Origin of the sequence: Nocardioides plantarum (assembly GCF_006346395.1) — a bacterium.
Lineage (GTDB): Bacteria > Actinomycetota > Actinomycetes > Propionibacteriales > Nocardioidaceae > Nocardioides > Nocardioides plantarum.
This window is the reverse complement of the sequence record NZ_VDMS01000001.1, coordinates 1,504,387-1,528,813: the sequence shown is the minus strand read 5'-3', so window position 1 is coordinate 1,528,813 and position 24,427 is coordinate 1,504,387. Positions and strand designations below refer to the sequence as shown.

Genomic DNA, 24,427 nt, shown 5'->3' with positions numbered 1-24,427 from the left:
ATGCCCGTCAGAGCCAGGCCCGGCCTGCACCACGCCCCCGTCCCCGGCGGTGTCCACGTCAGCGGCGCCGCGGGCGAGCTCTCGCTGCGCGGCTCCGACGTCCTCGCCCTCGCGCTCGACGCCCTCGTGCCGACGCTGCTCGCGGGCGCCGACGAGGACGCGCTGGTCGGCGAGCTCGGTGGCGAGCCCGCCCGGCCGCTGGTGCGGGCCCTCGTGAGCCAGCTGCTCGACCACGACCTGCTGCTCGACCTCGACGCGCTCACCGTGGCCGCGCCGTCCGCCGCCGTCCGCGCCGAGCACGCCGAGGCGATCGCGCACCTCGAGGCCGTCGACGCCGACCCCTACGCCACCTTCGCCCGGCTGCAGGCCACCACCGTGCGGGTGCGCGGCGACGGTGCCGCCGCCGACGCCGTACGCCGGGGGCTGCTCCGCGCCGGGGTCGGCCGCGTGGTTGCGTCGCCCGGCTCCGGCGTGGATGCCGACCTGGTGCTCGTCCTCGACGACGCGCGCCAGGTGCTCGTCCGCCTGACCGACGACGTCGCCCTGGTCGAGGTGCGGCCGGTCGACGCCGCGACCTCCGACCTGTGGCGCCGGGTGCAGGCCTGGGCCCCCCGACTCGACCGCGGCCCGCTCCCGCGACCGGGCGCCGACCTCGTCGCTGCCGGGTACGCCGTGGTGCTGGCCGTCGACGCGCTCCGCGCTGCCGACCCGGAGGCCGACACGAGAGCCGTCGTCGTGAGCGGCCGCGAGGCCCGCGCGGAGACGGTCGTCCCCCCGCCCGCCCGCCCCGCCGGTGACCTGCACCGGCTCGAGCGGGACGCCGTCCCCGAGACCGCACCCGACCCCGCGACGCTTCGCGCCCTCGTCGAGAGCACCGCCGCCCCCTGGACCGGCGGCCACGACGCCCGCGGCGGCCTCGACCTGCCGCAGCTGCCGACCGCCCTGCGCCACGGCGTCGCCGTCGCCCACGAGGGCCCGGCCCGGGTGGTCGCCGGCGCCGACCAGGAGCAGGTCGCCCTCGCTCTCGCGCTGCAGATGCGCCGGGACGCCGGTGGCGAGGCCGGCGCCGCCGGGACCACCCGGCTCCGCTGGCTCCTCGACGGCGCCCTCCGGGCCCTGGGCGAGCGGGCCGCCCCCGGCACGGGCTGGACGCTGGCGACCCGGGACGACCACGCCGCCTGGGCGCCCAGCGCGGACGAGGCCGCGGACGACGTCGGCGCCCTCGTCCAGGCCGCCACCGAGGCCACCGAGGCCGCCGCGGCAGCCGGGGCTGCCCGGGCGAGCGAGCCGTCGTACGTCGCCCCGCTCGGCACCGACGCCCTGTCCCGCGCCACCGACGACCAGGTCGTCGCGCTGGCCGACGAGGTGCTCGCGCTCTGCGACGCCGAGGGCCTGTCGGTGCTCGGCGTGCGCGCGGTGGACGATCCCGTGCTTCCCGGCCCCGACGACGTCGCGCTCTGGTCCGGGCCTGTCCGCCTCGACGCAGGTGCGCGATGACCACCCTGGCCGTGCGTGCCGATGCGCGCACCGATGGGCGCACCGACGCGCTGGCCGAGGCGCTGGCGGACCTGACCGCCGCCGTCGCGACCCACGGCGACGCCGACGTCACGGTCCACCACGGGTTCGACCTCGCCGCCGAGCGCGCCGCCCACGACGTCTCGCGCCGGACCGGCCGTCCTCACGTCTCCGTGCGCGTCGCCGCCGACGAGGTCCTGGTCGGCCCGCACCACGAGCCCGACACGGACGCCGGGTGCACCGCCTGCGCCGGGTGCGCCGAGGCCCGGCTGCGCCAGGTCCTCGACCACCCGCTCGAGGCCCACGCCGGCGTCTCGAGGACCGCCGCGGACGCACCGACCCACCCGGCCCTGCCCGACCTGCTCGCCGGCGCCGCCCTGCTGCTCGCGACCGACCCGCTGCGCCCGGGCGAGCTGCTCGCCGTCGGCCTCGACGGGCTGCGCCGCCACCGGATCGCCCGCAGCGTCGCCTGCGCGATCTGCCACGCCCCGCCCGCGGAGTCGCCCGACGTCGTCGTACCGTCCCCGCTCGAGCTGGCCGCGGTCCCCGCCGACCCTGCCGACGCCTCACGGGGCGCGCACCCCAGCCACCTGCTCGACGAGACGACGCTCGAGGCCCGCGTGGTCGACGACCGCTTCGGCCCGGTGCGCCGGGTGCTGCGCGAGTCCCACGCCCCCTTCGCGATGAGCATGGCCGTCGTCGCGGGGTCCCCGGTGATGGGCCACGGCCGGTCCCTGCGCTTCGCCGGCACCCGCTCGGTGGCGGTGCTGGAGGCCTACGAGCGGCTCGCCGGCTTCCCGTACGACGTCGCCACCGTCACCGACCGCAGCCTCACCGAGGTCGAGGCGCACGCCGTCGACCCGCGTCGTCTCGGGCGCTACTCCGCCGCCCAGCTGGCCCACCCGACCAGCCGGGTCGAGCCGTTCGACCCCGACCTGCCGATCGACTGGGTCTGGGGCCACGACCTCGCCACCGGTCGCCCGCGCCTCGTGCCGGCCGACCTGGCGTTCTACCAGTACGACTACCGCCACCGTCACGACGTCCGCGCCTCGCGGGCCGACGACCGGCGCCCGCGGCGCTGCTTCCTGGAGTCGTCCAGCGGCTGCGCCGTGGGCTCGTCGGTGGAGGAGGCCGCGGTGCACGCCCTGTTCGAGGTGGCCGAGCGCGACGCCTTCCAGCTCGCCTGGCACCGGCGCCGCCCGTTGCCGAGCGTCCCGGTCGCGAGCATCGACGACGACGCCGTGCGCGCGATGACCCGGCTGGTCAACGGCCGCGGCTACGACGTGCACGTGCTCGTCGCCACCCAGGACGTCGCCGTCCCCGTCGTCTGGGTGCTCGCGCTGCGACCCGACGGCACCTTCCCGGCGTCGTACTCCTCGGCCGGGTCGGGCATCGACCCCGTCGCCGCGGTGCGCAGCGCGCTGCGCGAGGTCGCCCAGCTGGTGACCAACCCGGTCGACTGGACGCCCGACACCGTGGCCCCGATGCTGGCCGACCCGTGGCAGGTCCTCGAGCTCGAGGACCACGTCCGCTACTACTCCGTGCCCGAGACCGCGCCCCGGGCCGCGGCCTGCCTCGGCGGTCCCACGACCACCCTGGCCGAGGCCTTCCCCGGCTGGCCCGACGCCGTCGCCCGCGAGGCCGGCGGCGACGTCCGCGGGCTGCTCCACCTCGTCGGCGACCGCTTCGCCGCGGCCGGCTGCCCCGAGGTCGTGCTGGTCGACCAGTCCTCCCGCGAGCACCGCGACCAGGGCATCGCCGCCGTCCGTGCCGTCGTACCGGGCACCGTGCCGATGTGCTTCGGCCAGGCCCACCAGCGACTCGAGGGCATCGCGCGCCTCGACGCCGTCCTGGCCGACGCGCCGCCGTCCGACCTCGGCTCCGGGCTCCTCGACCCCCACCCGTTCCCGTGAGCACCGCTCTCGAGAGCACTGCTCTTGTCACTGGTCGAGCCGACGCCGGACCGATCCTCCAGGACCGCTGGTGGTGGCGTACGGCGCTCGGTGACGTCGCCCCGGACACCCCGGCCTGGGCGGTGCCGCAGGACGGAGCGCCGGTCGAGGACGACCTCGGGCGCGACCTCGCCGGGGGTACGCCGGCCGGGCCCGGCCGGCCCTGGCCGACGGGCGCCACGGCGCGGCTCGCGGAGCGCCCCTACGCAGGCGGGGTCGGAGGTGGAGGCGACGCCGGTCCTCTCGATGCGTGGGGACACGTCGTCGTCACCACCTTCGGCCCCGTCCGGCGCGACCCCGACAACCCCTACAACGACCACCGCGCCTACCCCAGTGCGCGGTGCCTGTTCCCCGTCCGCGCCGTCGAGCGGGCCGGGGGCCGGCTCGGGCTCCTGCACCCGGAGAGCCGGACGACCCTCGACCTGGGGCCGGTCGCCAGAGGTCCGGTCGACGCGCCGAGCCTGACACTGAGCGGTCGCTACACCGCGATCCCCGAGTCCTACGGCTGGATGCGCGGCAGCCTCGTCGGCCTCGAGCTCGGCATCGTGCTGCGCCAGCTCGCCGTCGCCGCGACCCTGCACGGCGTACCGCTGCGGGTGACGCCGCCGGGCGACGCCGACCCGCTCGCCGACGTCGATCTCGACGACCCGGGCTCGTGGAGCCCGGCGTGGACGGTGACCGCGGGTGCCGTGCCGGCCCCCGCGCCCCTCGCCCCCGCCGTACGACGACCGCCGCCGCGCACGGACGACCCGTGCCTGCGCGACCTCGCGGCCGCCCTCGCCGAGCACCCGGTGACCGGACCGACCGTGCCGTTGCCCGCCGGCGTGCCCGACGACCTGGTGCCGCCGGCTTCCGCGACCACCTGGGCCGAGACGATGTGGCGGCGCGGGTCCGGACGGATGCCGCGGGGGCTGCACGGGTTCAGCCTCCTGCCCCGACGGGTGCCGGCCGCCGCCGTCCGGGACGCGGTGGCCTGGCTGCGGCACCCGCCGCCGGCCGGCCTTCTCGCCGACGTGCACGCGGCGACCACCGCCCGGGTCGTCCTGCAGGACGTCGACGGTCTCGCCGATGGCCTGCACCGCCTCACCGCAGGTGGCGACCTCGAGCGCTCCGGTGGACACCAGGACGGGGCCCACCTCGCTGCGGCCGTCGAGGCGGTCTACGGCTATCCGCGCAGCCCCGGCGTCGGGTGCGGCATCGGCTCGGCGACGGCCCTGTGGTTCCTCACGGTGCGCCCGCGGGACCTGGTCCGGCGGCACGGTCCGGCGGCCTGGACCGCCGCCCAGGTCTCCGCCGGCTGGATCACCCAGGGGCTCTGCCTCGCCGCCGCCGCGCACGGCCTCGTGGCGCGTCCGATGCGTGCCTTCCCCGAGGCCGGCGTCGCCGACGTCCTCGGCCTCGACCCCGACGAGATGGTCTCGATCGCCGTCTGCGTCGGCACCGATCCGCCGACCGGCGGCCTCCAGCTCGACCTGCGCCACTAGGGAGACGACATGACGACCACCCACCACAGCGACCCGAGCCCCGCGCCGTACGTCGGCGCCTGGGCCGCCTGGCACCTCCACCTCGGCACGGCCGCGACCAGCGCCGGCGACCGGGTGCTGCGCGAGACGATCGAGCCCGCGGTCGTCGCGCTCGGCCGCCCGTGGTTCTTCATCCGCTACTGGCAGGGCGGGCCGCACCTGCGCCTGCGGGTCGCGGGTCTCACGGCCCCGGAGGTGGCGACGACGACGGCACGGCTCGAGGAGTCGTTGCGGTCCTCGGGGACGCTGCGCGACGGCGAGGCCCCGCTCGACGCCGCGGCCTTCAGCGCCGAGGCCGCCCGCCACGCCGCCGCCGAGACCGGGTCGGACCGGGTCGCCGGCGACGTACTGGCCCCCGGCGTGCACCCCAGCACCTACGAGCCCGAGCTCCAGCGCTACGGCGGCCCCGCCCTGATGGTGGCCAACGAGGAGCTCTTCGAGCTGTCCAGCCAGATGGTCGCCGCGGTCCTGCGCTCCTCGCCGAGCCGGGGACAGCGGGCCGCGGCCGCGCTCCGGGCCACCGTGGCCGCCGCGACCACGCTCGGCGACGCCGCCGACCACGCCGTGTTCTACGGCATCGGCCAGGGCGCCTGGCGCCGGTGGGCCGAGCAGTTCGGCTACCCCGCCGAGGTCGTGGGCGCGGCGTCGTCCGTCACGCCCGAGGCCCTCGGCGGCGTACCCGTCCACCCGCGCGACCACGGCCCGTTCGCCCCCTGGCACGAGGCGGTCGCCGGCCTGGTCGACGACGTGCTGACCACCGCTCCCGAGCGGCACCCCGGTGAGATCGTGTCGTCGCAGGTCCACATGACCCACAACCGGCTGGGCCTCGGCATCCTCGACGAGCTGCGGACCTACGCGCTGCTCGCCCGGGCGTTCCCGAGCAGCGTGGCCACCGGGTAGCCGTAGAGCCCGTCGCGGTGGGCCAGGCCGGTCTCGTCGGCCCAGGCCCGGTCGCGCTCGTCGCGCGCCGGCCCGTCGGACAGGTGCAGCAGGTCGACGGCCTCCCGCGACCCGCGCTGCATGCCCCCGGCGCGGACGGCACGTCGTCGTCCGTACGCCGCCAGCCCGGCCGCCCGGTCCTCCGCGCGCAGCGCGGCGGCGAGCTCGACCGCGCCCTCGACGGCCTGGTTGGCCCCCTGCGCCAGGAACGGCGCCATCGGGTGCGCGGCGTCGCCGACGAGCGCGAGCCGGCCACGGGCCAGGCGCGCGAGCGGCGGACGGTCGTGCACGGCGTGACCGCGCAGCACCCCGACGGCGTCCAGGACGGCACGCACGTCGGGCGCCCAGCCGGCGAGCCGGTGACGCAGGGCGTCGGGGTCGGTTTTCGCCGTCCAGGCCGGCGCGTCCGCGGCGTCGTCGTCGCCACCCGTGACCACCACCAGGTTGAGCTCGCGGCCACCGGCGACGGGATAGGTCACCACGTGCGCCCCGGGCCCCACCCACAACCGGACGACCGGTTCGCGCAGGTGCTCGCGCACGGCGACGGGCAGGTCGGCGACCGGGACCAGGGCACGGTGCGCCCACAGCCCGGAGTAGACCGGTGCGTCACGGGCCAGCGCGGCCCGGGCGACCGAGCGGATGCCGTCGGCCCCGACCACCACCGGTGCCACGAGCCGCCGTCCGTCGGCCAGGGTGACGACCGGGTCGTCCGGGTCGTCGACCGCCGTGACCGCGGTCCCGGGACGTACGTCGGTCAGGTCGCCGACGCGCTCGAGCAGGGCCGCGTGCAGGTCTGCGCGACGCACCGTGAGGTACGGCGCGGCGTACCGTCCGGCGCACCCGTGCAGCGGGGTGCTCCCGAGGAGCCGACCGTCGCGGTCGCGGGTCTGCTGGGTGTGGATCGTGACCGCGCCGGCCAGGTCGACGCCCAGGCCACGCAGGACCGCGACGCTCGGCGGGGCGAGCTGGAGTCCGCCACCCGCTGCCGGGGCCGAGGCCGCGGCGTCGAGCACGGTGGCCCGGCCACCCCGCAGCGCCCAGGCCCCGGCGAGCACGAGTCCGGCGATGCCCGCACCGAGGACCAGGACGTCGTCGAGAGCCTCGGTCGTGGGCCCGGTCCCAGCGCCGCTCGCCGTCACCGCCTAGAGCCAGCCGTGGCTGCTCGCGACTCGCGCGGCCTCGAAGCGGTTGCGGGCCGAGGCCTTGCGGATGGCCGAGGAGCTGACGTTGCGCACGGTCCCGGGGGTCAGGAACAGCTTGGCCGCGATCTCCTTGATGGGGCAGCCGGTGGAGGTCAGGATCATCACGTCGCGCTCGCGCCGGCTGAGCGGCGAGGCCTCCGCCGCGGCGCGCGGCCGGACGACGGCGACGTCGATCGTCGGGCACCCGGCCGCCGCACCGCGCACCGCGTGGACGAGGTGGGCCATGCCGGCGTTGTGGCTGACGATGCTGATCGAGCCGCCGCGGGTGGCCTGGTCGATGAGGGCCGGGGTCGGCTGCGTGGCGACGAGGACGACGTTGCAGCCCGGCGCCTCGCTCGACAGGTTCTCGGCGACGTCGAGGACGGCGGCCCCGATGTCGCCGGCCACCACGGCCACGCACCGGCCCAGCCGGGCCGCCTCGCGGCCCAGGTCGTGCAGGTCGCTCAGGACCAGGATCGACGTCGCCGCGGTGGCCGCCCGCAACGACTCCGCGATCACCTCCGCCGTGAGTCGACACTCGTGCCAGACGAGGAGCCGCAGCGTGCTCATCGGCCCGCCCCGTGCGCGCCGACGTCCGTGGCCCTGCACCGTGCCCGCAGGTCCTGCTTGCTCCCTCGGTGTACTCCCATGCGTGCAGCCTGCGCCCGGTGTCCCGCCGTCACAACGCCTGCCCGGGGTGCACTTGTGGTGGTGGCACCTACTGACCGAGCACTGACCGAGCAGCCCGACCCAAGGCCGACCCGTCGCCCATGGGCGACGGGTCGACGTGGATTCCTCGCTGACCCGTCGACCATGGGCGACGGGTCAGCTGGAACGGCGCATGGTGCGCAGGCCGACCACCAGACCCAGGACGGCGACGGCGGCGGCCGCGAGGACGCCGTACCCGACGGTGTCGACGGGGAACGACCCGGCGAACAGGGCGCGCTCGGCCTCGATGATGTAGCCGAGCGGGTTGAGGTCGGCGAGGAAGCGGAGCCAGCCGGGCGCCCCGTCGAGCGGCAGCAGGACGCCGGCGAGCAGCAGCAGCGGGAAGATCAACGTCTGCTGCACGGTCCAGAACAGCCAGTCCTGGCCCTCCGAGACGATCGCCAGCGCGAACGACAGCGCGCCGATCCCGACGCTGAACAGTGCCAGGACCGCGAGCCCGACGAGCACGCCGCCGAGGTGCAGGTCGAAGTCGAACGGCGTCACGACGGCCACGATCAGCACGCCTTGCGCCAGCATCGGCACGACCTCCTTGAGCGCCCGGCCGACCAGCAGCGACGAGCGCCGCAGCGGCGAGACCAGCAGCCGCTCGTGCGAGCCGGTGTTGATCTCGAGCGTCAGGTTGGATCCCGTCATCGACGCGCCCATCAGCGCCGTCATCGCGATGATGCCGGGCACGAACCACTGCAGCGCCGAGCCGCCGAACGCGCTCGAGTCGGGCAGCAGCGGCGCGAACAGGGCGAGGAACACCAGCGGCTGCACCATCGCGAACAGCACCGACGCCGGCTCGCGCAGCATCGGCTTGAGCTCGCGGGTCATCACGTTCCAGGTGTCGGCCAGGAAGCCCGGCTCGACGTCGGGTCCGTCGTACGACGGCAGGGGAGTGGTCGTGGACGCGGGGGTCAGGTCGGTGGTCGTCATGCTGCGGCTCCTTCGGTCTGGGTGGGGGTGGTGGAGTCGGTCTCGCGCAGGCTGCGCCCGGTCAGGTGCAGGAACACGTCGTCGAGGGTGGCGCCGACGACCTCGAGGCGGGTCGCGGGCGTGCCCGCGGCGGCCAGGTCGGTGACCAGGCCGGGTGCCAGGTCGCGGCCGTGGGCCACGCGCACCCGCACCGCCGACCCGTCCACGCAGACGCTCGCGCCGTCGATCCGGCGGGCACGCTCCGCGGCCCGGGCGGCGTCGTCGGGCCCGGCGAACCCGAGCGAGACGAGGTCGCCGAGCCCGGACTTGAGCCGGGTCGCGCTGTCGTCGGCGATCATCCGGCCGTGGTCGATGACGACCACCCGGTCGGCGATCGCGTCGGCCTCCTCGAGGTAGTGGGTCGTCAGCACGATCGTGGTGCCGAGCTCGCGGTTGAGCCGCTGCACCTGCTCCTGCAGGTTGACGCGGTTCTGCGGGTCGAGGCCGGTCGACGGCTCGTCGAGGAACATCAGCCGTGGCTGGTGCACCAGCCCGATCGCGACGTCGAGGCGGCGGCGCTGCCCGCCCGACAGCGTCGAGACCGGCCGGCCGGCGTGCTCGGTCAGGTCGAACGCCGCGAGCAGCTCGTCGGCGCGGGTGGCGGCGGCCGAGCGGGACAGGCCGTGCGCGCGGGCCTGGCTGACGACCTCGTCGCGCCCGCGCTGCTGGTGTCCTGCGGCGTTGCCCTGGCCGACGTATCCGAGCGAGCGGCGTACGGCGCGCTGCTCGCGCACCACGTCGTGCCCGGCGACCTCGGCGGTGCCGGAGGTCGGCGCGATCAGCGTGGTGAGCATCTTGAGCGTGGTCGACTTGCCGGCGCCGTTGGGGCCGAGGAAGGCGACGAGCTCGCCGTCCTCGACGGTGAGGTCGAGGTCGCGGACGGCCGCGACGACCTGCTGGTGACGGGTGAAGGTCTTGGTCAGTCCCCGGGTGCGGATCACGGGAGTTGTTGGCTGGGTCATGCCGTCGACGCTAGGACCGGCTTAGGTCAGGTTGTGGCCTCAATCCGATCTAGTGTGGCGCCATGTCCACCAGCGCCCGGATGCTCTCGCTGCTGTCCCTGCTGCAGACCCACCGCTACTGGCCGGGCGACGAGCTGGCCACCCGTCTCGAGGTCAGCGGTCGCACGCTTCGCCGCGACATCGAGCGCCTGCGCGACCTGGGGTACGTCGTCGACGCGAGTCGCGGCGTCGCCGGCGGCTACCAGCTGCGGGCGGGCGGCCAGCTGCCGCCGCTGCTGCTCGAGGACGACGAGGCCGTCGCGATCGCGGTCGGCCTGCGCACCGCCGCGGCCGGCTCGGTCGGCGGACTCGAGGAGACCTCGGTGCAGGCGCTGACCAAGGTGGTCGCGCTGATGCCGGCGCCGCTGCGCCGCCGGATGGACGCGCTCAAGGCCGTCACCGACACCCCCGGCCCGTGGGGCGGGGGAGGGCCCACCGTCGACGCCACGATCCTCACCACGCTCGCCCAGGCGTGCCGCGACGACGAGCCGCTGACCTTCGACTACGCGGCTCGTGGCGCCGAGGTGACCCACCGCCGGGTCGAGCCGCACCGCCTCGTCTCGCTCGGGCGGCGCTGGTACCTCGTCGCCCACGACCGCGACCGCCAGGACTGGCGCTCCTTCCGGGTCGACCGCATCTCCGCGCCCGTGGCCACCGGCCAGCGGTTCCGCCCGCGCGAGCTGCCCGGCGGCGACGCGCTCGCCTTCGTCGAGGCCGGCTTCCGGCGGATCCCGCAGCGCTACGACGTCCGGGTCCGGGTCGCCGCCCCGGCGCCCCAGGTGCGCGGGGCGGTCGGTCGCTGGGGCGAGGTGACGCAGACCGGCGACGACGCCTGCGTGCTGGCGATGAAGGTCGACTCGCTGGCCTGGCCGGTGATGGTGCTCGCCCAGGTCGGCGCGCCGTTCGAGATCGACTCGCCCGACGACCTGCGCGCCGAGGTCGCCCGCGTCGCCTCCGTGATGGCCGCCTCGGCGGGATAGTCCCTGACGTAAATCAAGGATTTCTGCCACCGGACCTTGATCTACGTCAGGGACTATCCCGGCCGGGAGGTCGGCACCCGCGTCTCGGGACCCACGCCCGGCTGGCAGTGCGGGCACCACCACGTACGCCGGTGGGCCGCGTCGTTCGGCAGCTCGGCCACGACCTGCACCTCGGTGCCGCAGCGCAGGCAGGGCCGTCCGGCGCGCCCGGCGACCCAGTGGTCCTGGCCGCGCCGCGAGAGCCCCGTGGTGACCTGGTAGGCGCCGGGCACCGTCGCCGAGTGCTTCAGCGCGGTCGCGGCGCGGGTCACGAGCCGTTCGACGTCGACCTCGCCGATCGGGGTCCACGGGCTGACGCCCATGACGAACGCCAGCTCGTTGACCCAGAGGTTGCCGAGCCCGCAGACCCGCGTCTGGTCAAGCAGGACCGAGACGAACGGCGTGGAGGGCGTCGCGCGCAGGCGTCGTACGGCGTCGGCGGGGTCCCAGTCGTCGCGCAGCGGGTCGGGCCCCAGGTGGCCGACCCAGCGCGACTCGTCGCTGGTCGCCGCTAGGTCGAGGTCGTGCAGCCGCAGGCCCCAGGCGGTGGAGCCGGAGTCGAGCTCGAGCACCAGCCGGACGCCGTCCATCATCCGCCGCGGCAGCACCTTGCCCGGCCCGGTGACCGACCACTCGCCGTCCATCCGCAGGTGGCTGTGCAGGGTGACCGGGACGCCGTCGGCCGAGCCGCCCGCGCTGCCCGGGCCGGCCGGAGCCGAGAACCGCGTCAGCAGGTGCTTGCCGTACGTCGCGTGCTCGAGCACGGTCCGCCCGGCCAGGTCGCGAGTGGCCAGCCGGGGGACCCGCAGGTCCGAGCGCACCACGGCGCGGCCCGGCAGCGACCGGTCGAGCCGGCGCGCGAGCTTGTAGACGCTGTCCCCCTCCGGCATGCCTCGATCATGCCGGGCGACGCCTCAGGCGAAGACACCCTCCGGGAAAGCGCCGGCGGCGACGGCCCGCATCACCAGCGGCTTGCCGATCTCCTTCAGCCGGGCGCGGCCGTCCTCGCCGAGGGTCGCCCACGGGCCGACGGCCATCTCGTCGGTCGCAGCCTCGACGGAGGTGCGCAGCGCCGCCCCGGCCTCCGTGAGCGTGCCGTCGTCGGTCATCAGGCCGCGCGCCGCGAGGGAGGCGACCGCACCGGCCCACTGCTCCTCGGACCACCCGCGGGTGAGCTGCGCGGCCGGCTGCGTGAAGCCCGTGCCCGTCGCCGTGTGGGTGACCAGGGCCTCGAGGCCGGTGAGGCCGTGGGCGAGGAGAGCAGCGACGTGGCCGTCGCCGCGGTACTCGCGCAGCAGCGTGAGCCCGTGCCACAGCGCCAGGTGGGGCTCGGTGGGCCAGTCGAGGTCGGCATGGGCGGCGTACAGCGGGCGACCGGCGGGGTCGGCGCCGGCCACGGCCGCGCGGGTGAGCTCGGCGGCCTCGGCGACCTCGGGCGAGCCGAGCGCTTCGTCGCCCAGTAGCCGCCGGTACGCCGCGTCGACAGCGCGCCGCCGCGCGGCGACCACGGCCTCCGGCGAGGCGGCGGACCAGACCGCAGGGACGAACTTGGCCACGAGCGACGGGCTGAAGACGAAGAAGGTCGCCGCGACCGTGCCACCCCCGACGGCCCCCATCGCCGCCGAGCGGGAGGCGAAGTACGTCGCCCGGCCGGTGCGCACCCCGAGCGCGACCAGCTCGTCGTTCACCTCGGGGGCGAAGTAGCAGAGCGCGTGCAGGGTCTCGAGGGTGCGGGCCGTGCGGCCGGCGACGGTGGCGTCCACGCGCCCTGTCTACACGGTGACCAGGGCGTCGGCCTCGGCGTCGGCCAGCTCGGCCCGCCAGACCGCGGGTCGCGGCACCGAGCGCACGGTGCGGCTCAGGGTCGGGACCAGGGCGACCACGGCGACCAGGACACCGAGCGCCAGCACGGCGCCCTCCCCGCCCAGCAGCGTCAGCGCCAGCCCGGCGAGCACCGGGGCCAGCGGCATCACCGACATCGAGGCGAACTGCGAGAACGACTGGGTGCGGCCCAGCAGGTCGCGGGGGGTGACGGCGATCCGGTAGGCGCCGATGCCGGCGTTACCGGCGGGGTTGAGCAGCAGCACGATCGCCAGGGCACCGGCCACCACCACCGGGCTGTTCCACAGCGCCATCGGCACCAGCAGCGGCAGGAAGCTCCAGGCGATCACCACGGTGAGCCGCCCGGTCGCGACGCCCTCGATGATCCAGGGCGCGATGATCGCGCCCAGGATCCCGGCGGCCCCGGCGGCGGTCTCGACCAGACCGAGGTGGACGGGGTCGACCCCGGCGGCGATGAGGCGCAGGACCGCGACGAAGAAGAGTGCGTTGACGGCGAGGTTGGTCAGCGCCGACCAGACCAGCATGGTGCGGAAGAACGGTCGGCTCAGCACGAAGCCGGCGCCCGCCCTCAGGTCGTCGCGCACGCGGGGCCGTGCCTCGCCCGGCGCCAGGGGGACCGGGGAGAGGTCGGTCCGGATCCGGCCGAGCAGCAGCCACGACACGGCGTACGACGCGGCGTCGGCCGCGAACGGCAGCCAGCGCGCCACGGCGTACAGCGCACCGCCGACGGGGGCGCCGAGGAGTCCGGCGACGTGCTCGCGGGCCTGGTTCTGCGACAGCGCGGTCGTGAGGTCCTCGGTGTCGACGACGCTGCGGACCGCGGAGGTCTCGGCCGGCGCGAAGAGCCCGGCGCACGCCCCGGTCAGGAACGACACGACGAGCAGGTGGGCCAGCCCGAGGTGGCCCGCGACCCCGGCCACGGCGAGCGAGGCGTAGAGGAGCACGCCGGTGCCGCTGGAGAACCGCATCACGCGCAGCCGGTCGACGCGGTCGGCCAGCACGCCCGCCGGGAGCAGGGTCCCGGCGAGACCGAGCAGGTGCACCGTCTCGGCGAGCGCGGCCATGACGGTCGACCCGGTCAGCGCGTAGGCGAGCAGCGGGAACACGAACATGCTCATCCGGCTGCCCAGGCTGGAGACGGTCTGGCTGACCCACAGCGCGGTGAAGTCGCGGTTGCGCGCGAGGTGGCGGTACGACGGCATGTCCGCACCATATGGTGCGCATTAGTTAATGCGCAATACATGGTGCGCACTTAGTGGTGCGCATCTTGGTAGCGTGCGCCCATGCCCGAGCCCACGGTCCTGCACGACCCCCTGGTGCTGCGCGCCATCGCCCACCCGGTCCGCAACCGGATCCTCGACGAGCTCGCTGCCCAGGGGTCGATGCGGGCCGCCGACATCGCCCGCGAGCTCGACATCCCCGCCAACCAGGCGAGCTTCCACCTGCGCCAGCTCGCCAAGTACGGCCTCGTGGTCGAGGACCCCGAGGCCGCGCGCGACAAGCGCGACCGGGTCTGGCGGGTGGCCCACGAGGGAGGCCTGTCGATCAGCTACGACGACTTCACCGACCAGCCCGGCGGCGCGGCCGCGCTCGACGTCTACCAGCGCAACGCCGTGGCCTGGGCGCAGTACGTCGTCCAGCAGGCCCACCTGGGTGAGCGCGGCGACGACGGCATGCGCAGCGTCGGCGAGTCCACGCTGCGCCTGACCAAGGACGAGGCCCGCGCCCTCAACGACGAGCTGCTCGACGTGGTCGACCGCTGGTCGCGGCGGACCCGGGGCGGCGACGGCGAGGGGCGCCGTACCTATCTCTACTTCTCCGCGCTCCAGCCCCACCCGGGTCGCGGCGGTCCGGGAGGCGGCACGGAGCCCGGGGAGTAGCCGTACTCACACGGTCGGGGGCGTCGCTCACCTAGCCTCGCCCCATGGCCGGCTCCCCGAACCACCCCCCTCGTGTCCCTGCGCCCCGGGTCGGCATCACGGCCGCCGCCCACGTCCTGCCGCCGACCCTGCTGAGCACCGCCGACCTCCAGGCCCGGGTCGAGGCCGCGTCCGGCTTCGCGCTCCCGGCCGGTCTGCTCGAGCGGATCACGGGCATCCGCGAGCGCCACGTCGTCGTCGAGGGCGAGCAGTGGGCCTCGTCGCTCGCGATCGAGGCCGGTCGCGCTGCGCTGGCCATGGCGGGCCGCGAGCCCGAGGAGGTCGACCTGCTGCTGTTCGCCAGCGCGACCCGGGACTTCGTCGAGCCCGCCACCGCCCACGTCGTCAACCACGCCCTGGGCGCCGGCGCCCACTGCCTCGACGTCACCAACGCGTGCAACTCCTTCCTCAACGGTCTCGACCTGGCCCGCGCGATGATCGAGACCGGCCGCGCGAGCACTGCTCTCGTCGTGACCGGCGAGACGCCCTCGCTCTCGACCCGCTGGGCCGTCGACGACGTGCGGCACGCCGCGCAGCACGTGGCCGGCTACACCTTCGGCGACGCGGGCGCGGCCGTCGTCCTCGAGCCGGTAGAGACCGGCGGCTTCGGGCGCACCGAGACCGAGACCCACAGCGAGCACTGGGAGGTCGGCGGCATCTTCGGCGGCGGCAGCCGCTACCCGCGCGACTACGACAAGCTCTACTTCACCGGGGCCGGCCGGGAGCTCAAGCGGGTCTTCGAGAAGATCGGCCCCGCTATCCTCGACTCCACGCTCGCCCATGCCGGACTGGAGATCGACGACCTCGCCGCCGTGCTCGTGCACCAGGTGACGACGCCGTACGTCGACCGCTTCTGCGAGGTGACCGGCGTGCCGCGCCGCCTGCTCGACGTCACCGTCGAGACCCACGGCAACGTCGCCTCGGCCACCCTGCCGCTCCAGCTCAGCCGCCAGTGGGACCGCCTGCAGCCCGGCGACACCACCCTGCTGCTCGGCCTGGGCGGCGGGGTGTCGGTGATGTCGACGCTCTGGACCAAGTCGTGAGCCGCCGGACCTCGGGCCCTGCTCATCCGCTTCTGGGGCGTTGCAACGCCCCCGGAGTGCAGGAATCCCCGGGTACCCGGGGATTCATGCCGGGGCCCGACATGGACCTCTGGATCATCGTCCCGGCGTACGACGAGGAGGCGACGCTCCCGCAGACGCTCGCCGCGCTCGCCGCCCAGACCGACGTCGACGTCACCCTGGTCGTCGTCGACAACGGCTCGCGTGACCGCACCGGTGCGATCGCGCGCGAGTTCGCACGGACCGTCCCGTTCGTCGTGCACGTGCTCGAGGAGCCCGAGAAGGGGGTGGGGTGCGCCGTCGACACCGGCTTCCGTGCGGCGATCGCCGGTGGCGCCACCCACCTGGCCCGCACCGACGCCGACTGCCTGCCGCGTCGCGACTGGGTCGCCGAGGTCAGGGCCGGGTTCGCCGACGGGGCCGAGCTCGTCTGCGGTCACCTCGTCGCCCGGCGCGACGAGAACGGCGTGCTGGCCCGCGCGGCCTTCCGCGGCATGGTCGTCGGGGCCGCGCTGTTCGGCCGCTACCGCGCCAAGAACCGGGGTGCCGACTACCTCGTGCCCTACCAGATGCACGCGGGCAACAACATGGCCGTCACCGCCGACCTCTACGAGCGGTGCGGCGGGATGCCGAGGCTGCCCTCGCCCACCGACCGCACCTTCCTCAACCGCGTCCGCCGTTGCACGACGGCGATCCAGCAGCGCCGCACGATGGTCTCCGAGAACTCCATGCGCCGTATCGATGCGTACGGCGTCGTGGGCGCCGCGCGCTGGTACCTCGACCAGGGGCCGGGCCGGCTGACGCCCGACCCGCGCTGACCGCGATGCCGGACCCGATGATCGACGACCTGCTGCCGCGGCTGCTGGCGACCCCGCACGAGCCGGCGTTCGTGTCGGCGCGACGCACCCGCGTCACCCGGGGCGCCCTGGCCGCCCGGGCGCTCGCCGTCGCGGCCGACCTGCATCGCCGGGGGCTGGGGGACGGCGACACGGTGGCTCTCGCCGTACGCCCCGGGCCGGCGGCGCTGGCCGTCGTGCTGGCCTGCCTGCGTCTGCGGGTGCGGGTCGCGCTGGTCGACCCCGCCGTCCCGCCCGACCTGCTGACCGCACGGCTCCGGGCCGCCGACGCCCTGCTCGTCGTGGCCGACCCGTGGGTGCGCGCCGCCGCCGGCTGGGGCGCGCCGGTCGCCCGCCGCGCCGGGCTGCGCATCGCGCCGCTCGACGCGATCGCCCCGGTCGCCGTGCTGCCCCGCCGGCTCCCGGACGGTACGTCGCCCGACCGCTCCGGGGGTGCCGCCGAGGCGCTGGTCATCTTCACCTCCGGCACGACCGGCGACCCGCGCGCCGTCGTCCACACGACCGCGTCGCTCTCCGCCGGGCTGGCGTCGGTCACCGAGCTGGCCGACGTCACTGCGGGCCGGCCGGTCGTCGGCAGCACGTTCTTCGCGATGGCCCCGGCCCTGCTCGCCGGTGCGCCGGTCGCGACCCGGGCCCGCCGCCGGACGATCGAGGCGCTGGCCCCTCAGCTCACCTACGTGACGCCACCCCAGGCGCGTGACCTGCTCGCCGATGGCACGCGCCTCACCGGGCGCGTCTTCGCCGGCTCCGCACCCGTGTCCGCCCGGCTGCTCGAACGGCTCACCGACGCGGGAGCCCAGCAGGCGTGGGGTGTCTACGCGATGACCGAGGCGTTCCCGGTGGCCGCGGTCGACTCCCGGGCCAAGGCGGCGTACGTGCGCGAGGGCGGCCCCGGCGACCTCGTCGGCGACCTCGTGCCCGGCATGACGGCGCGAGCCGACGCCGACGGCCAGGTCGTCGTGGCGGGTGCCGGTACGGCGGCCCGCTACCTCGGCGGGCCGCCGCTCGACGAGGTGGCCACCGGCGACCGCGGCACCGTCTCCGGTCGCCGCGTCGTCCTGCACGGGCGGCTCAAGGACATGGTGCTGCGCGGCGCCGAGAACATCTATCCCGGTCTGCACGAGCCCTCCCTCCAGGTGCCCGGCGTCGCCCAGGCCCTCCTGGTCGGGGTGCCCGGCCACGACCTCGACGAACGGCTGGTGCTGGTGGTCGAGCCCGAGCCCGGCGTCACCGAGGCCGACGTGCGCCGGCTGCTGCGGGCCCCGGTCGCCGCGCTGGGTCGCGCCCGTCCCGACGAGGTCGTCGTCGCCCCGATCCCGACCAGCGGCCGGTCGCGCAAGCCCGACCGCGCCGCGACCGTCAGGATGCTGACGTGAGCGCTACGAGCAGACGGTGGCGCGAGCTGCTGATGGCCTCGCACCGGCGCTACACCCGTGCCAACGGCGACGCCCTCGCCGGTTCGGCGACCTACTCCCTGCTCGTCGGGCTGGTGCCGGTGCTGCTGCTCGTCGGCACGGTCCTCGGTTGGGCCGGGACCGACGACTCCACCGTCGCCGACGGCGTACGCCGCGCCGCCGACCGGACCCTGCCGCGGGAGGTCGCCGGTGTCGTGACGACCGCGACGGCCGACCTCGACCGCAGCCTGACCTGGGTGTCGGCGGCGATCGTGCTGTGGCTGTCGGTCCGCTCGGTCCGGGCCCTGCGTACGGCGTTCCGTGCGGTCTGCGGGCAGGACAACGGCTCGGGCAACCCCGTCCTGGACAACCTGCGCGACGTCTGGCTCGCCGCCGCCCTGTACGCCGCCGCGACCGCCTCCGTCGCCGTCGTCGCGTCGCTCCCGTCGCGACTCGCCGGTGAGGTCGCTGGGGCGCTCCTGCTCGGCGGCCTGGTGGGCGGGTTGATGTGGCTGCTGCCCTGGCCCGACGAGCGCCGACCGTCACCGGCCCGCACCGCCTGGGCCGCGGCCGGCGCGACCGTCGTGGTGCTGCTGCTCGGCACCCTCGGTGGCGCCTACCTCGAGCACACCATGCCCGGACGCACCGCCGTCTTCGGCGCGGTCGCGACGCTCGTGGCGACCGCGCTCTGGGTTGCGCTGTCGGTCCGCGCCGTCCTGCGGGCGCTGTCCATCGCCTCGGTGGTGGAGGAGTGGTCGCGCCCGGCGCCGTCCGACGACCGGTCGCTGTGGGTCGTCGTGCCGGCCTACCAGGAGGCGACCGGCATCGGAGCGACCCTGCGCGCGCTGGCGGCCCAGGACGACACCGCCTTCGAGCTCGTCGTCGTCGACAACGCCTCGACCGACGACACGGTCGCCGTCGTCGAGGCGTTCGCCGTGACCGCCCCGTTCCCCGTGCACGTGGTCGTCGAGACCGAGCGCGGTGTCGGGTCGGCCGTCGACACGGGTGTGCGGTTCGCGGTCGACCGCGGGGCACGGCTGGTCGCGCGCACCGACGCCGACGCCCTGCCCCGACCGGACTGGGTACGGCGCATCCGCGACCGCTTCGCCCGCGGCGCCGAGGTGGTGGCCGGGGCGAGCGTGCCGCGTCGCGACGAGCACCCGACCTTCGCGGAGCGGTTCGTGCTGCCCGCGGTGCAGCGGCTCCTCGCGGTCTACGGACGCCACCGCGGCGCGCACCGTGGGCCCGACTACCTGGCCCCCTACGTGCTGACCCACGGCCACTCGTTCGCCATCACGGCCGACGTCTACCTCCGGGCCGGCGGCGCCGTGCGCCAGCGGCTCGAGGAGGGCTCCGAGGACGTCGAGCTGCTCAACCGCGCCCGCCGCGTCACGGCCCACGTCGTGCGCGCGGACGAGGTGGTCGTCGAGACCAGCCTGCGCCGGCTGCGCGACTGGGGCGTGCGCCGTACGTTGCTCTGGTACTGGGACCGGCGTTGGACTCCGCCCACCTCGGAGGAGGTGCACGTCAGGTGACGCCCGCTCGTAGGCGGGACCGGCGGGTCTACACCGCGTCGCATCCCGTCCTGTTCGCCCTGATGGCCGGCGCGCGCCGCACACCCCTGCGCCGCCTGGGCTCCCGCATCATCGTCAGCGGCCACGACGAAGTGAGAGCAGTGCTCACCGACGTGCCGCTCGACCGCACCGACGACCGCACGACCGGCGGTGCCATCCGTCGCCACGAGGGCGAGGGAGCGCTGTTCGACCAGTCCGGCGACGAGCACCGCGCCTCGCGCCGGAGCCTCGCCGCACGGCTCGACTCGCGCGGCGTCGCGGCACTGCGACCGCGGTGGGCCACCGTCCTCGACGACGCCGTCGCCCTGCTCCGCGCGGGAGGGCAGCTCGACGTCTGCCGGCTCGCCGACGAGGTCTCCGGACGCACTACCGCCGCGCTGCTCGACCTCGACCTCGCTTCCGGCGAGCACGCCGAGCTGGCCCGGGCCGCCCGTCGTACGGCGTCCGACGCGGCGGCCGCCGAGCTGCCGTCCTGGCGCCGCGCGGCCTATCGCGACCACCTGGCCGAGGCGTTCGGCGGGCGGGTCGACCCGCTCGGCAAGATGCTCGCGCTCGCGGCCGTCACCACGACGTACGCCGCGATCCCGCGTGCGGTCGCGTGGGTCGCCGACGAAGGGTGGTGGGACGACTGCCGCGACGCGCAGCGGCGGGCGGTGCTGGTCGGTGAGCTGCTCCGGGTGCTCGCGCCGACGCCGCTGCTGCCGCGGGTGGCCGCCTCGCCGGCGACCGTGGGCGGACGCCGGGTGACGCCCGACGACCAGCTGCTGCTGATGGTGCGCCACGCGGTCGACGCCCACCGGCGCGACCCGTCCGTCGACGACCCGGCGCCCGCGGCCGTGTCCCGGCTCGTCTTCGGCGCCGGCCCGCACGCCTGTCCCGGCGCCGGCCTCGCCCGCGCCCAGCTCGACGACGTGCTCGCCGCGCTGTCCGACGTCCGGCCCCGCGTCGTACGCTCCCGGGCCGACCGGCGTGCGGCCCTGCCGGCCTGGCGCGAGCTCGTGGTCGTGGCGCGGTGACGGTCGCGACGAGGATCGCGGTGACGGGGGCCAGCGGCTTCTGCGGCGGCGCCGTCGCCCGGCTGCTCGACGCCGAGGGGCACCACGTCGTGACCCTCGGTCGTCGGCCGGCTGGCGTGGGGGAGTGGCGGCGCTGGGAGGCCGCGACCGACGCGCCCGACCTGGCCGACGTCGACGCCGTCATCCACCTCGCCGCCGCCGTCGGCGACCCGCGCCCCGGTCTCGACGCCCGCGAGTTCGAGCGGGTCAACGTCGACGGCGCGCGCCGGCTGCTGTCGGCGGCGGGGCGCCGCCCGGTGGTGTGGGTCAGCTCCTCCAGCGTCTACGACCCGCGCCCCGACCGCCGCCTGGTCACCGAGGACCACCCCACCGACGGCGGTCACCTCAACGCCTACGGCCGTACCAAGGCCCGCGGCGACCGGCTCGCCCTCGACGCCGGCGCGGTGGTGCTCCGACCGCGTGCGGTCTACGGGCCCGGTGACCCGCACCTGCTGCCGCGCCTGCTCCGCGCCGTACGCCGTGGCCGCGTCCTGCTCCCCGGCGCCGACGTCGAGCTGACGCTGACCCACGTCGACAACCTCGCCACCGCCTGCGTCGCGGCACTGGGCTGGTCGCCCGGGCCCTACAACGTCGCCGACGGGGCGCCCGTACGCCGCGACGAGACCCTCGCCCGGGTGCTCGGGGCGGCCCTCGCCCGACCGGTGGCCGTCGGCCACCTCCCGCTGCCCGTCGCCCGCGCGGCCGCGCGGGGTCTCGACGCGCTGGCCCGGGTGACCCGGCGCGAGCCGCTGCTGACGCCGTACGCCGTCGACACGCTGGCGCACCCCTTCTGCCTCGACACGACCCGCGCCCGCGCGACGGGGTGGCAGCCGGCCGGACTGATGGCCGACTACCTCACTAGTCTCGAGAGGTGCCCTCCCGACTGCGTCCCGCCGACCCGCTCGCGGTCGCCGCGGCGATCGACCGGCTGAGCGCGGGCACGGCCGAGCGGGCCGACCTGCGGCTGCTGGTCAAGCACTTCCTCGCGCTGCTCGAGGACAAGGCGCCCGGCGCCTCCGTCGAGGTCCGGGTCCCGCCGTACGCCGCCGTCCAGGTGGTGCCCGGCGTCCGCCACACCCGCGGCACCCCACCGGCGGTCGTCGAGACCGACGCCGAGACCTGGATCGCCCTGGCCACCGGCTCGATGGCCTGGGTCGACGCCCTCACCGACGCCAAGGTCGTCGCCTCCGGCGAGCGCACCGACCTCTCGGTCTACCTGCCGCTGGGATAGTCGTGGACCTTCCGCACGCGTGCGCACGGTCCACGACTGTCTCGGCGTCGGGGCCCGGTTAGGTTGGGTGCCATGAGCGACGCCATCCGCACCCGAGTGACCGAGCTGCTTCCCGGCATCAGGAAGGACCTCGAGGACCTGGTCCGCATCGAGTCCGTGAGCGCCGACCCGGCCCGCGCGAGCGAGGTGCAGCGCAGCGCCGAGGCCGTGGCCGAGCTGTTCCGGGCCGAGGGGTTCGCGAGCGTCGACATCGTCTCGGCGGAGGGTGGCGCGCCCGCCGTGATCGCCCACAAGCCCGGGCCCGCGGGGGCGCCGACCGTGCTGCTCTACGCCCACCACGACGTGCAGCCCGAGAACGACCACGCCGAGTGGGACAGCCCGCCGTTCGAGCCCACCGAGCGCGGTGACCGGCTCTACGGGCGCGGCGCCGCCGACGACAAGGCCGGCATCGCCGCCCACCTCGGAGCCCTGCGGGTGTTCGGCGACGAGCTCCCGGTCAGCGTGACCATGTTCATCGAGGGCGAGGAGGAGGTCGGCTCCGACACCCTCCCGGCCCTGCTCGCCGAGCACCAGGAGGCCCTGCGCGCCGACGTCATCGTCATCGCCGACTCCGGCAACTGGGACATCGGCGAGCCCGCCCTGACCACGAGCCTGCGCGGCCTGGTCCGCGCCGACATCGAGGTGCGCACCCTCACCCACGCCGTTCACTCCGGCATGTGGGGCGGTCTGGTGCCCGACTCGCTCATCGCGCTGAGCCGGGTCATCGCCAGCCTGCACGACGACGCGGGCGACGTCGCGATCGAGGGCCTCCACGCCGGCCCGGCTGCCGACGTGGTCTACCCCGAGGAGCGACTGCGCGCCGAGTCCGGTGCCGTGCCCGGCATCGAGTGGATCGGTACCGGCTCCGCCGTCGAGCGGCTGTGGACCAAGCCCGCCCTGAGCATCACCGGTCTCGACGCACCCAAGGTCGACGGCGCCAGCAACACCCTCGTGGCGGCGGCCCGGGCCAAGATCAGCCTGCGCGTGGCCCCCGGCGACACCACGGCCAACGCGCTGGCGTGCCTGCGCGCCCACGTCGAGAAGCACGTGCCCTGGGGTGCCGAGCTGACCTTCACCGTCGTCGACACCGGTGAGCCGACCGCGATCGACGCCACCGGCCCGGCCTACGAGGCCGCCCGCGCCGCCTTCGCCGAGGCGTGGGACGGCACCGCCCCGGTCGACATGGGCGTCGGCGGCTCGATCCCCTTCATCGCCGAGTTCCTCGAGGCCTTCCCCGAGGCCAGCGTGCTGGTCACCGGGGTCGAGGACCCCGACACCCGCGCGCACGGCGCCAACGAGGGGCTCCACCTCGCCGAGTTCGAGAAGGTCGTGCTCGCCGAGGCCCTCCTGCTGCGCAACCTGGGTGGGCTCGGAGCTCAGTGATGCGCGCGGCGATGCTGGACTTCCTGTCCCGGCACCGCCGTGAGCGTCTCGACCCGATCACCGACCGACTGGTCGCCACCATCCTGGGCGAGAACCCGTCGTACCGCCTCGACGTGGTCTCGCGGGCCGACCTGCGCCACTCGTGCGTCACCAACGTCGACCGGGTCCTGGGGCTGCTGGCCGACGCCGTGCGCTCGGGGGTGCGGCCGCACCAGAACGACCAGGACCCGGCGTACGACGCCGCGCGGGCGACCGGGCAGCGACGGGCCGAGCAGGGCATGCCGCTCGACGACGTGCTGCGCTCGTTCCGGGTGGGCGGCCGGCTGATCTGGGAGGACCTCGTCGAGCGCGGTGAGGACGTGCTCGACGCGGCCGCGCTGCGCGACATCGGCACCCAGCTGTGGGAGGTCGTCGACGCGACCTCCGCCCAGGTCGCGACGGCCTATCACGGCCACGAGCGCGCCGCGGTCCGCGCCGACGAGCAGCAGCGGGCCGAGCTGTGGGAGGGCCTGCTGACGGGTCGGGCCCGCGACGTGGCGTTCGCCCGCGACGCCGCCGTACGTCTCGACCTGCCCGAGTCCGGCGACCTGCTGGTCGTGGTGGCCGCCGACCTCGACCGTCGGGGCGCGGAGGAGCGGCTGGCGCCGCACGCGACCGCCTGGGTACGCCGTACCGAGGGGGTCGTGGGCCTGGTGGCCCTGCGCGACGACAGCCCGACGGAGGCCTGCGCCGCGCTCGAGTCCGTGGCGCGTGCGGACCGGGTCGCGCTGGGCGTCTCGACCGTGCTGCCCGGCCTCGCCGCGGTCGGCGAGGGTCACCGCCAGGCCTCGCTCGCCCTTCGGGCGCAGGGTACGACGCCCGGGCTCGCCGCGCTCGACGAGCGGCTGCCGGAGGTGCTGCTGCTGGCCTCGCCCGAGACCGCCGACCGGCTCGTCGCCCGCTGGCTCGAGCCGCTCGACGTGCTGTCCGGTCCGGAGCAGCGTGCCCTGGTCGACACCCTCACCGCGTGGGTGGCCCACGGGGGCTCGGCCACGCGCACCGCGGCGTCCGTGCACTGCCACCGCAACACGGTCGTCAACCGGCTCCGCCGGGTCGCCGACCTGACCGGGCAGCCGCTGGCCGACGAGGCGCCCCCGGTCGAGCTCGACCTCGCGCTGCGGGCGCGACGGATGGGCCTGGGCCACCCCGGCGGGTGAGATCCTGTGCACTCTGCACAACTCACGCCGGACGATGGTGGGCACGCGGCGCATGGTGTG

The 24,427-nt window shown here is 75.8% G+C and carries 22 protein-coding genes; 15 read left to right on the top strand and 7 right to left on the bottom strand.

Annotated features, from left to right (window positions below; all coding sequences use genetic code 11):
• Genes FJQ56_RS07180 through FJQ56_RS07165 form a run of 4 tightly spaced genes read left to right on the top strand, consistent with a single transcriptional unit; the run spans position 1 to position 5,890 of the window.
• Positions 1-1,497: a hypothetical protein gene (locus tag FJQ56_RS07180; protein ID WP_140008472.1), complete on the top strand. Its 1,497-nt coding sequence runs from the start codon at positions 1-3 to the stop codon at positions 1,495-1,497.
• Positions 1,494-3,428 (top strand): TOMM precursor leader peptide-binding protein, encoded by a 1,935-nt coding sequence (locus FJQ56_RS07175; RefSeq protein ID WP_140008470.1) that lies wholly within the window; start codon positions 1,494-1,496, stop codon positions 3,426-3,428. The genes FJQ56_RS07180 and FJQ56_RS07175 overlap by 4 nt, the downstream gene beginning before the upstream one ends.
• Positions 3,425-4,951, top strand: a complete 1,527-nt coding sequence (locus FJQ56_RS07170; RefSeq protein WP_211350774.1) for a nitroreductase family protein — start codon at positions 3,425-3,427, stop codon at positions 4,949-4,951. Before FJQ56_RS07175 ends, FJQ56_RS07170 begins: the two co-directional genes overlap by 4 nt.
• 9 nt (positions 4,952-4,960) lie before the next feature.
• Positions 4,961-5,890: a thiopeptide-type bacteriocin biosynthesis protein gene (locus FJQ56_RS07165; protein WP_140008468.1), complete on the top strand. Its 930-nt coding sequence runs from the start codon at positions 4,961-4,963 to the stop codon at positions 5,888-5,890.
• Here FJQ56_RS07165 and FJQ56_RS07160 read toward each other — a convergent pair.
• The 4 genes from FJQ56_RS07160 to FJQ56_RS07145 form a co-directional block, all read right to left on the bottom strand.
• Positions 5,842-7,068, bottom strand: coding sequence for an FAD-dependent monooxygenase (locus FJQ56_RS07160; protein ID WP_140008467.1), 1,227 nt, complete (start codon positions 7,066-7,068; stop codon positions 5,842-5,844). The genes FJQ56_RS07165 and FJQ56_RS07160 overlap by 49 nt on opposite strands.
• A gap of 3 nt (positions 7,069-7,071) precedes the next feature.
• Complete coding sequence (locus FJQ56_RS07155; RefSeq protein WP_140008465.1) at positions 7,072-7,680, bottom strand: response regulator transcription factor; 609 nt, start codon at positions 7,678-7,680, stop codon at positions 7,072-7,074.
• A 255-nt stretch (positions 7,681-7,935) separates the two neighbouring features.
• Positions 7,936-8,757 carry an ABC transporter permease gene (locus tag FJQ56_RS07150; RefSeq protein WP_140008463.1) on the bottom strand — a complete coding sequence of 274 codons (822 nt, stop codon included), beginning with the start codon at positions 8,755-8,757 and terminating at the stop codon, positions 7,936-7,938.
• A complete protein-coding gene (locus tag FJQ56_RS07145; protein ID WP_140008461.1) occupies positions 8,754-9,758 on the bottom strand; it encodes an ABC transporter ATP-binding protein in 1,005 nt (334 codons plus the stop codon). Before FJQ56_RS07145 ends, FJQ56_RS07150 begins: the two co-directional genes overlap by 4 nt.
• A gap of 62 nt (positions 9,759-9,820) precedes the next feature.
• On the opposite strand from FJQ56_RS07145, the gene FJQ56_RS07140 reads away from it, so the two are divergent.
• On the top strand, positions 9,821-10,777 hold the full coding sequence (locus FJQ56_RS07140; protein WP_211350773.1) for a helix-turn-helix transcriptional regulator: 957 nt from the start codon (positions 9,821-9,823) through the stop codon (positions 10,775-10,777).
• A gap of 53 nt (positions 10,778-10,830) precedes the next feature.
• Here the strand turns inward: FJQ56_RS07140 and FJQ56_RS07135 are convergent, their stop codons facing one another.
• Genes FJQ56_RS07135 through FJQ56_RS07125 form a run of 3 tightly spaced genes read right to left on the bottom strand, consistent with a single transcriptional unit; the run spans position 10,831 to position 13,860 of the window.
• The gene (locus FJQ56_RS07135; protein ID WP_140008460.1) at positions 10,831-11,706 is read right to left on the bottom strand and encodes a DNA-formamidopyrimidine glycosylase family protein; all 876 of its coding nucleotides are present in this window, start codon (positions 11,704-11,706) and stop codon (positions 10,831-10,833) included.
• Positions 11,707-11,730: 24 nt separating this feature from the next.
• A complete protein-coding gene (locus FJQ56_RS07130; RefSeq protein WP_140008458.1) occupies positions 11,731-12,579 on the bottom strand; it encodes an SCO6745 family protein in 849 nt (282 codons plus the stop codon).
• Positions 12,580-12,588: 9 nt separating this feature from the next.
• The gene (locus FJQ56_RS07125; protein ID WP_140008456.1) at positions 12,589-13,860 is read right to left on the bottom strand and encodes an MFS transporter; all 1,272 of its coding nucleotides are present in this window, start codon (positions 13,858-13,860) and stop codon (positions 12,589-12,591) included.
• An 81-nt stretch (positions 13,861-13,941) separates the two neighbouring features.
• Between FJQ56_RS07125 and FJQ56_RS07120 the strand changes: the two genes are divergently transcribed.
• From FJQ56_RS07120 to FJQ56_RS07075, 10 genes are all read left to right on the top strand, one after another.
• The gene (locus FJQ56_RS07120) at positions 13,942-14,538 is read left to right on the top strand and encodes a winged helix-turn-helix domain-containing protein (RefSeq protein ID WP_140008454.1); all 597 of its coding nucleotides are present in this window, start codon (positions 13,942-13,944) and stop codon (positions 14,536-14,538) included.
• A gap of 44 nt (positions 14,539-14,582) precedes the next feature.
• Positions 14,583-15,620, top strand: a complete 1,038-nt coding sequence (locus tag FJQ56_RS07115) for a 3-oxoacyl-ACP synthase III family protein (RefSeq protein WP_140008452.1) — start codon at positions 14,583-14,585, stop codon at positions 15,618-15,620.
• Positions 15,621-15,721: 101 nt separating this feature from the next.
• The gene (locus FJQ56_RS07110; RefSeq protein ID WP_140008451.1) at positions 15,722-16,456 is read left to right on the top strand and encodes a glycosyltransferase family 2 protein; all 735 of its coding nucleotides are present in this window, start codon (positions 15,722-15,724) and stop codon (positions 16,454-16,456) included.
• Positions 16,457-16,461: 5 nt separating this feature from the next.
• Positions 16,462-17,871 (top strand): AMP-binding protein, encoded by a 1,410-nt coding sequence (locus FJQ56_RS07105; protein ID WP_211350772.1) that lies wholly within the window; start codon positions 16,462-16,464, stop codon positions 17,869-17,871.
• Positions 17,868-19,424 carry a glycosyltransferase family 2 protein gene (locus FJQ56_RS22045; protein ID WP_170215302.1) on the top strand — a complete coding sequence of 519 codons (1,557 nt, stop codon included), beginning with the start codon at positions 17,868-17,870 and terminating at the stop codon, positions 19,422-19,424. Before FJQ56_RS07105 ends, FJQ56_RS22045 begins: the two co-directional genes overlap by 4 nt.
• Positions 19,421-20,479: a cytochrome P450 family protein gene (locus tag FJQ56_RS07095; protein WP_140008449.1), complete on the top strand. Its 1,059-nt coding sequence runs from the start codon at positions 19,421-19,423 to the stop codon at positions 20,477-20,479. The genes FJQ56_RS22045 and FJQ56_RS07095 overlap by 4 nt, the downstream gene beginning before the upstream one ends.
• A 20-nt stretch (positions 20,480-20,499) precedes the next feature.
• On the top strand, positions 20,500-21,450 hold the full coding sequence (locus tag FJQ56_RS07090) for an NAD-dependent epimerase/dehydratase family protein (protein ID WP_211350771.1): 951 nt from the start codon (positions 20,500-20,502) through the stop codon (positions 21,448-21,450).
• Positions 21,390-21,749 (top strand): sterol carrier family protein, encoded by a 360-nt coding sequence (locus FJQ56_RS07085; protein WP_140008445.1) that lies wholly within the window; start codon positions 21,390-21,392, stop codon positions 21,747-21,749. Before FJQ56_RS07090 ends, FJQ56_RS07085 begins: the two co-directional genes overlap by 61 nt.
• A 72-nt stretch (positions 21,750-21,821) precedes the next feature.
• On the top strand, positions 21,822-23,171 hold the full coding sequence (locus FJQ56_RS07080) for a dipeptidase (protein ID WP_140008443.1): 1,350 nt from the start codon (positions 21,822-21,824) through the stop codon (positions 23,169-23,171).
• Between the two features lie 11 nt (positions 23,172-23,182).
• Positions 23,183-24,367: a PucR family transcriptional regulator gene (locus tag FJQ56_RS07075; RefSeq protein ID WP_170215301.1), complete on the top strand. Its 1,185-nt coding sequence runs from the start codon at positions 23,183-23,185 to the stop codon at positions 24,365-24,367.
• Positions 24,368-24,427 lie beyond the last annotated feature (60 nt).

Excerpts from the sequence above, each read along its gene's own strand:
- FJQ56_RS07180 (WP_140008472.1), top strand. The coding sequence starts at position 1 with ATGCCCGTCAGAGCCAGGCCCGGCCTGCACCACGCCCCCGTCCCCGGC.
- FJQ56_RS07175 (WP_140008470.1), top strand. The coding sequence starts at position 1,494 with ATGACCACCCTGGCCGTGCGTGCCGATGCGCGCACCGATGGGCGCACC.
- FJQ56_RS07165 (WP_140008468.1), top strand. The coding sequence starts at position 4,961 with ATGACGACCACCCACCACAGCGACCCGAGCCCCGCGCCGTACGTCGGC.
- FJQ56_RS07155 (WP_140008465.1), bottom strand. The coding sequence starts at position 7,680 with ATGAGCACGCTGCGGCTCCTCGTCTGGCACGAGTGTCGACTCACGGCG.
- FJQ56_RS07150 (WP_140008463.1), bottom strand. The coding sequence starts at position 8,757 with ATGACGACCACCGACCTGACCCCCGCGTCCACGACCACTCCCCTGCCG.
- FJQ56_RS07145 (WP_140008461.1), bottom strand. The coding sequence starts at position 9,758 with ATGACCCAGCCAACAACTCCCGTGATCCGCACCCGGGGACTGACCAAG.
- FJQ56_RS07140 (WP_211350773.1), top strand. The coding sequence starts at position 9,821 with ATGTCCACCAGCGCCCGGATGCTCTCGCTGCTGTCCCTGCTGCAGACC.
- FJQ56_RS07135 (WP_140008460.1), bottom strand. The coding sequence starts at position 11,706 with ATGCCGGAGGGGGACAGCGTCTACAAGCTCGCGCGCCGGCTCGACCGG.
- FJQ56_RS07125 (WP_140008456.1), bottom strand. The coding sequence starts at position 13,860 with ATGCCGTCGTACCGCCACCTCGCGCGCAACCGCGACTTCACCGCGCTG.
- FJQ56_RS07120 (WP_140008454.1), top strand. The coding sequence starts at position 13,942 with ATGCCCGAGCCCACGGTCCTGCACGACCCCCTGGTGCTGCGCGCCATC.
- FJQ56_RS07115 (WP_140008452.1), top strand. The coding sequence starts at position 14,583 with ATGGCCGGCTCCCCGAACCACCCCCCTCGTGTCCCTGCGCCCCGGGTC.
- FJQ56_RS07110 (WP_140008451.1), top strand. The coding sequence starts at position 15,722 with ATGGACCTCTGGATCATCGTCCCGGCGTACGACGAGGAGGCGACGCTC.
- FJQ56_RS07105 (WP_211350772.1), top strand. The coding sequence starts at position 16,462 with ATGCCGGACCCGATGATCGACGACCTGCTGCCGCGGCTGCTGGCGACC.
- FJQ56_RS07080 (WP_140008443.1), top strand. The coding sequence starts at position 21,822 with ATGAGCGACGCCATCCGCACCCGAGTGACCGAGCTGCTTCCCGGCATC.
- FJQ56_RS07075 (WP_170215301.1), top strand. The coding sequence starts at position 23,183 with ATGCTGGACTTCCTGTCCCGGCACCGCCGTGAGCGTCTCGACCCGATC.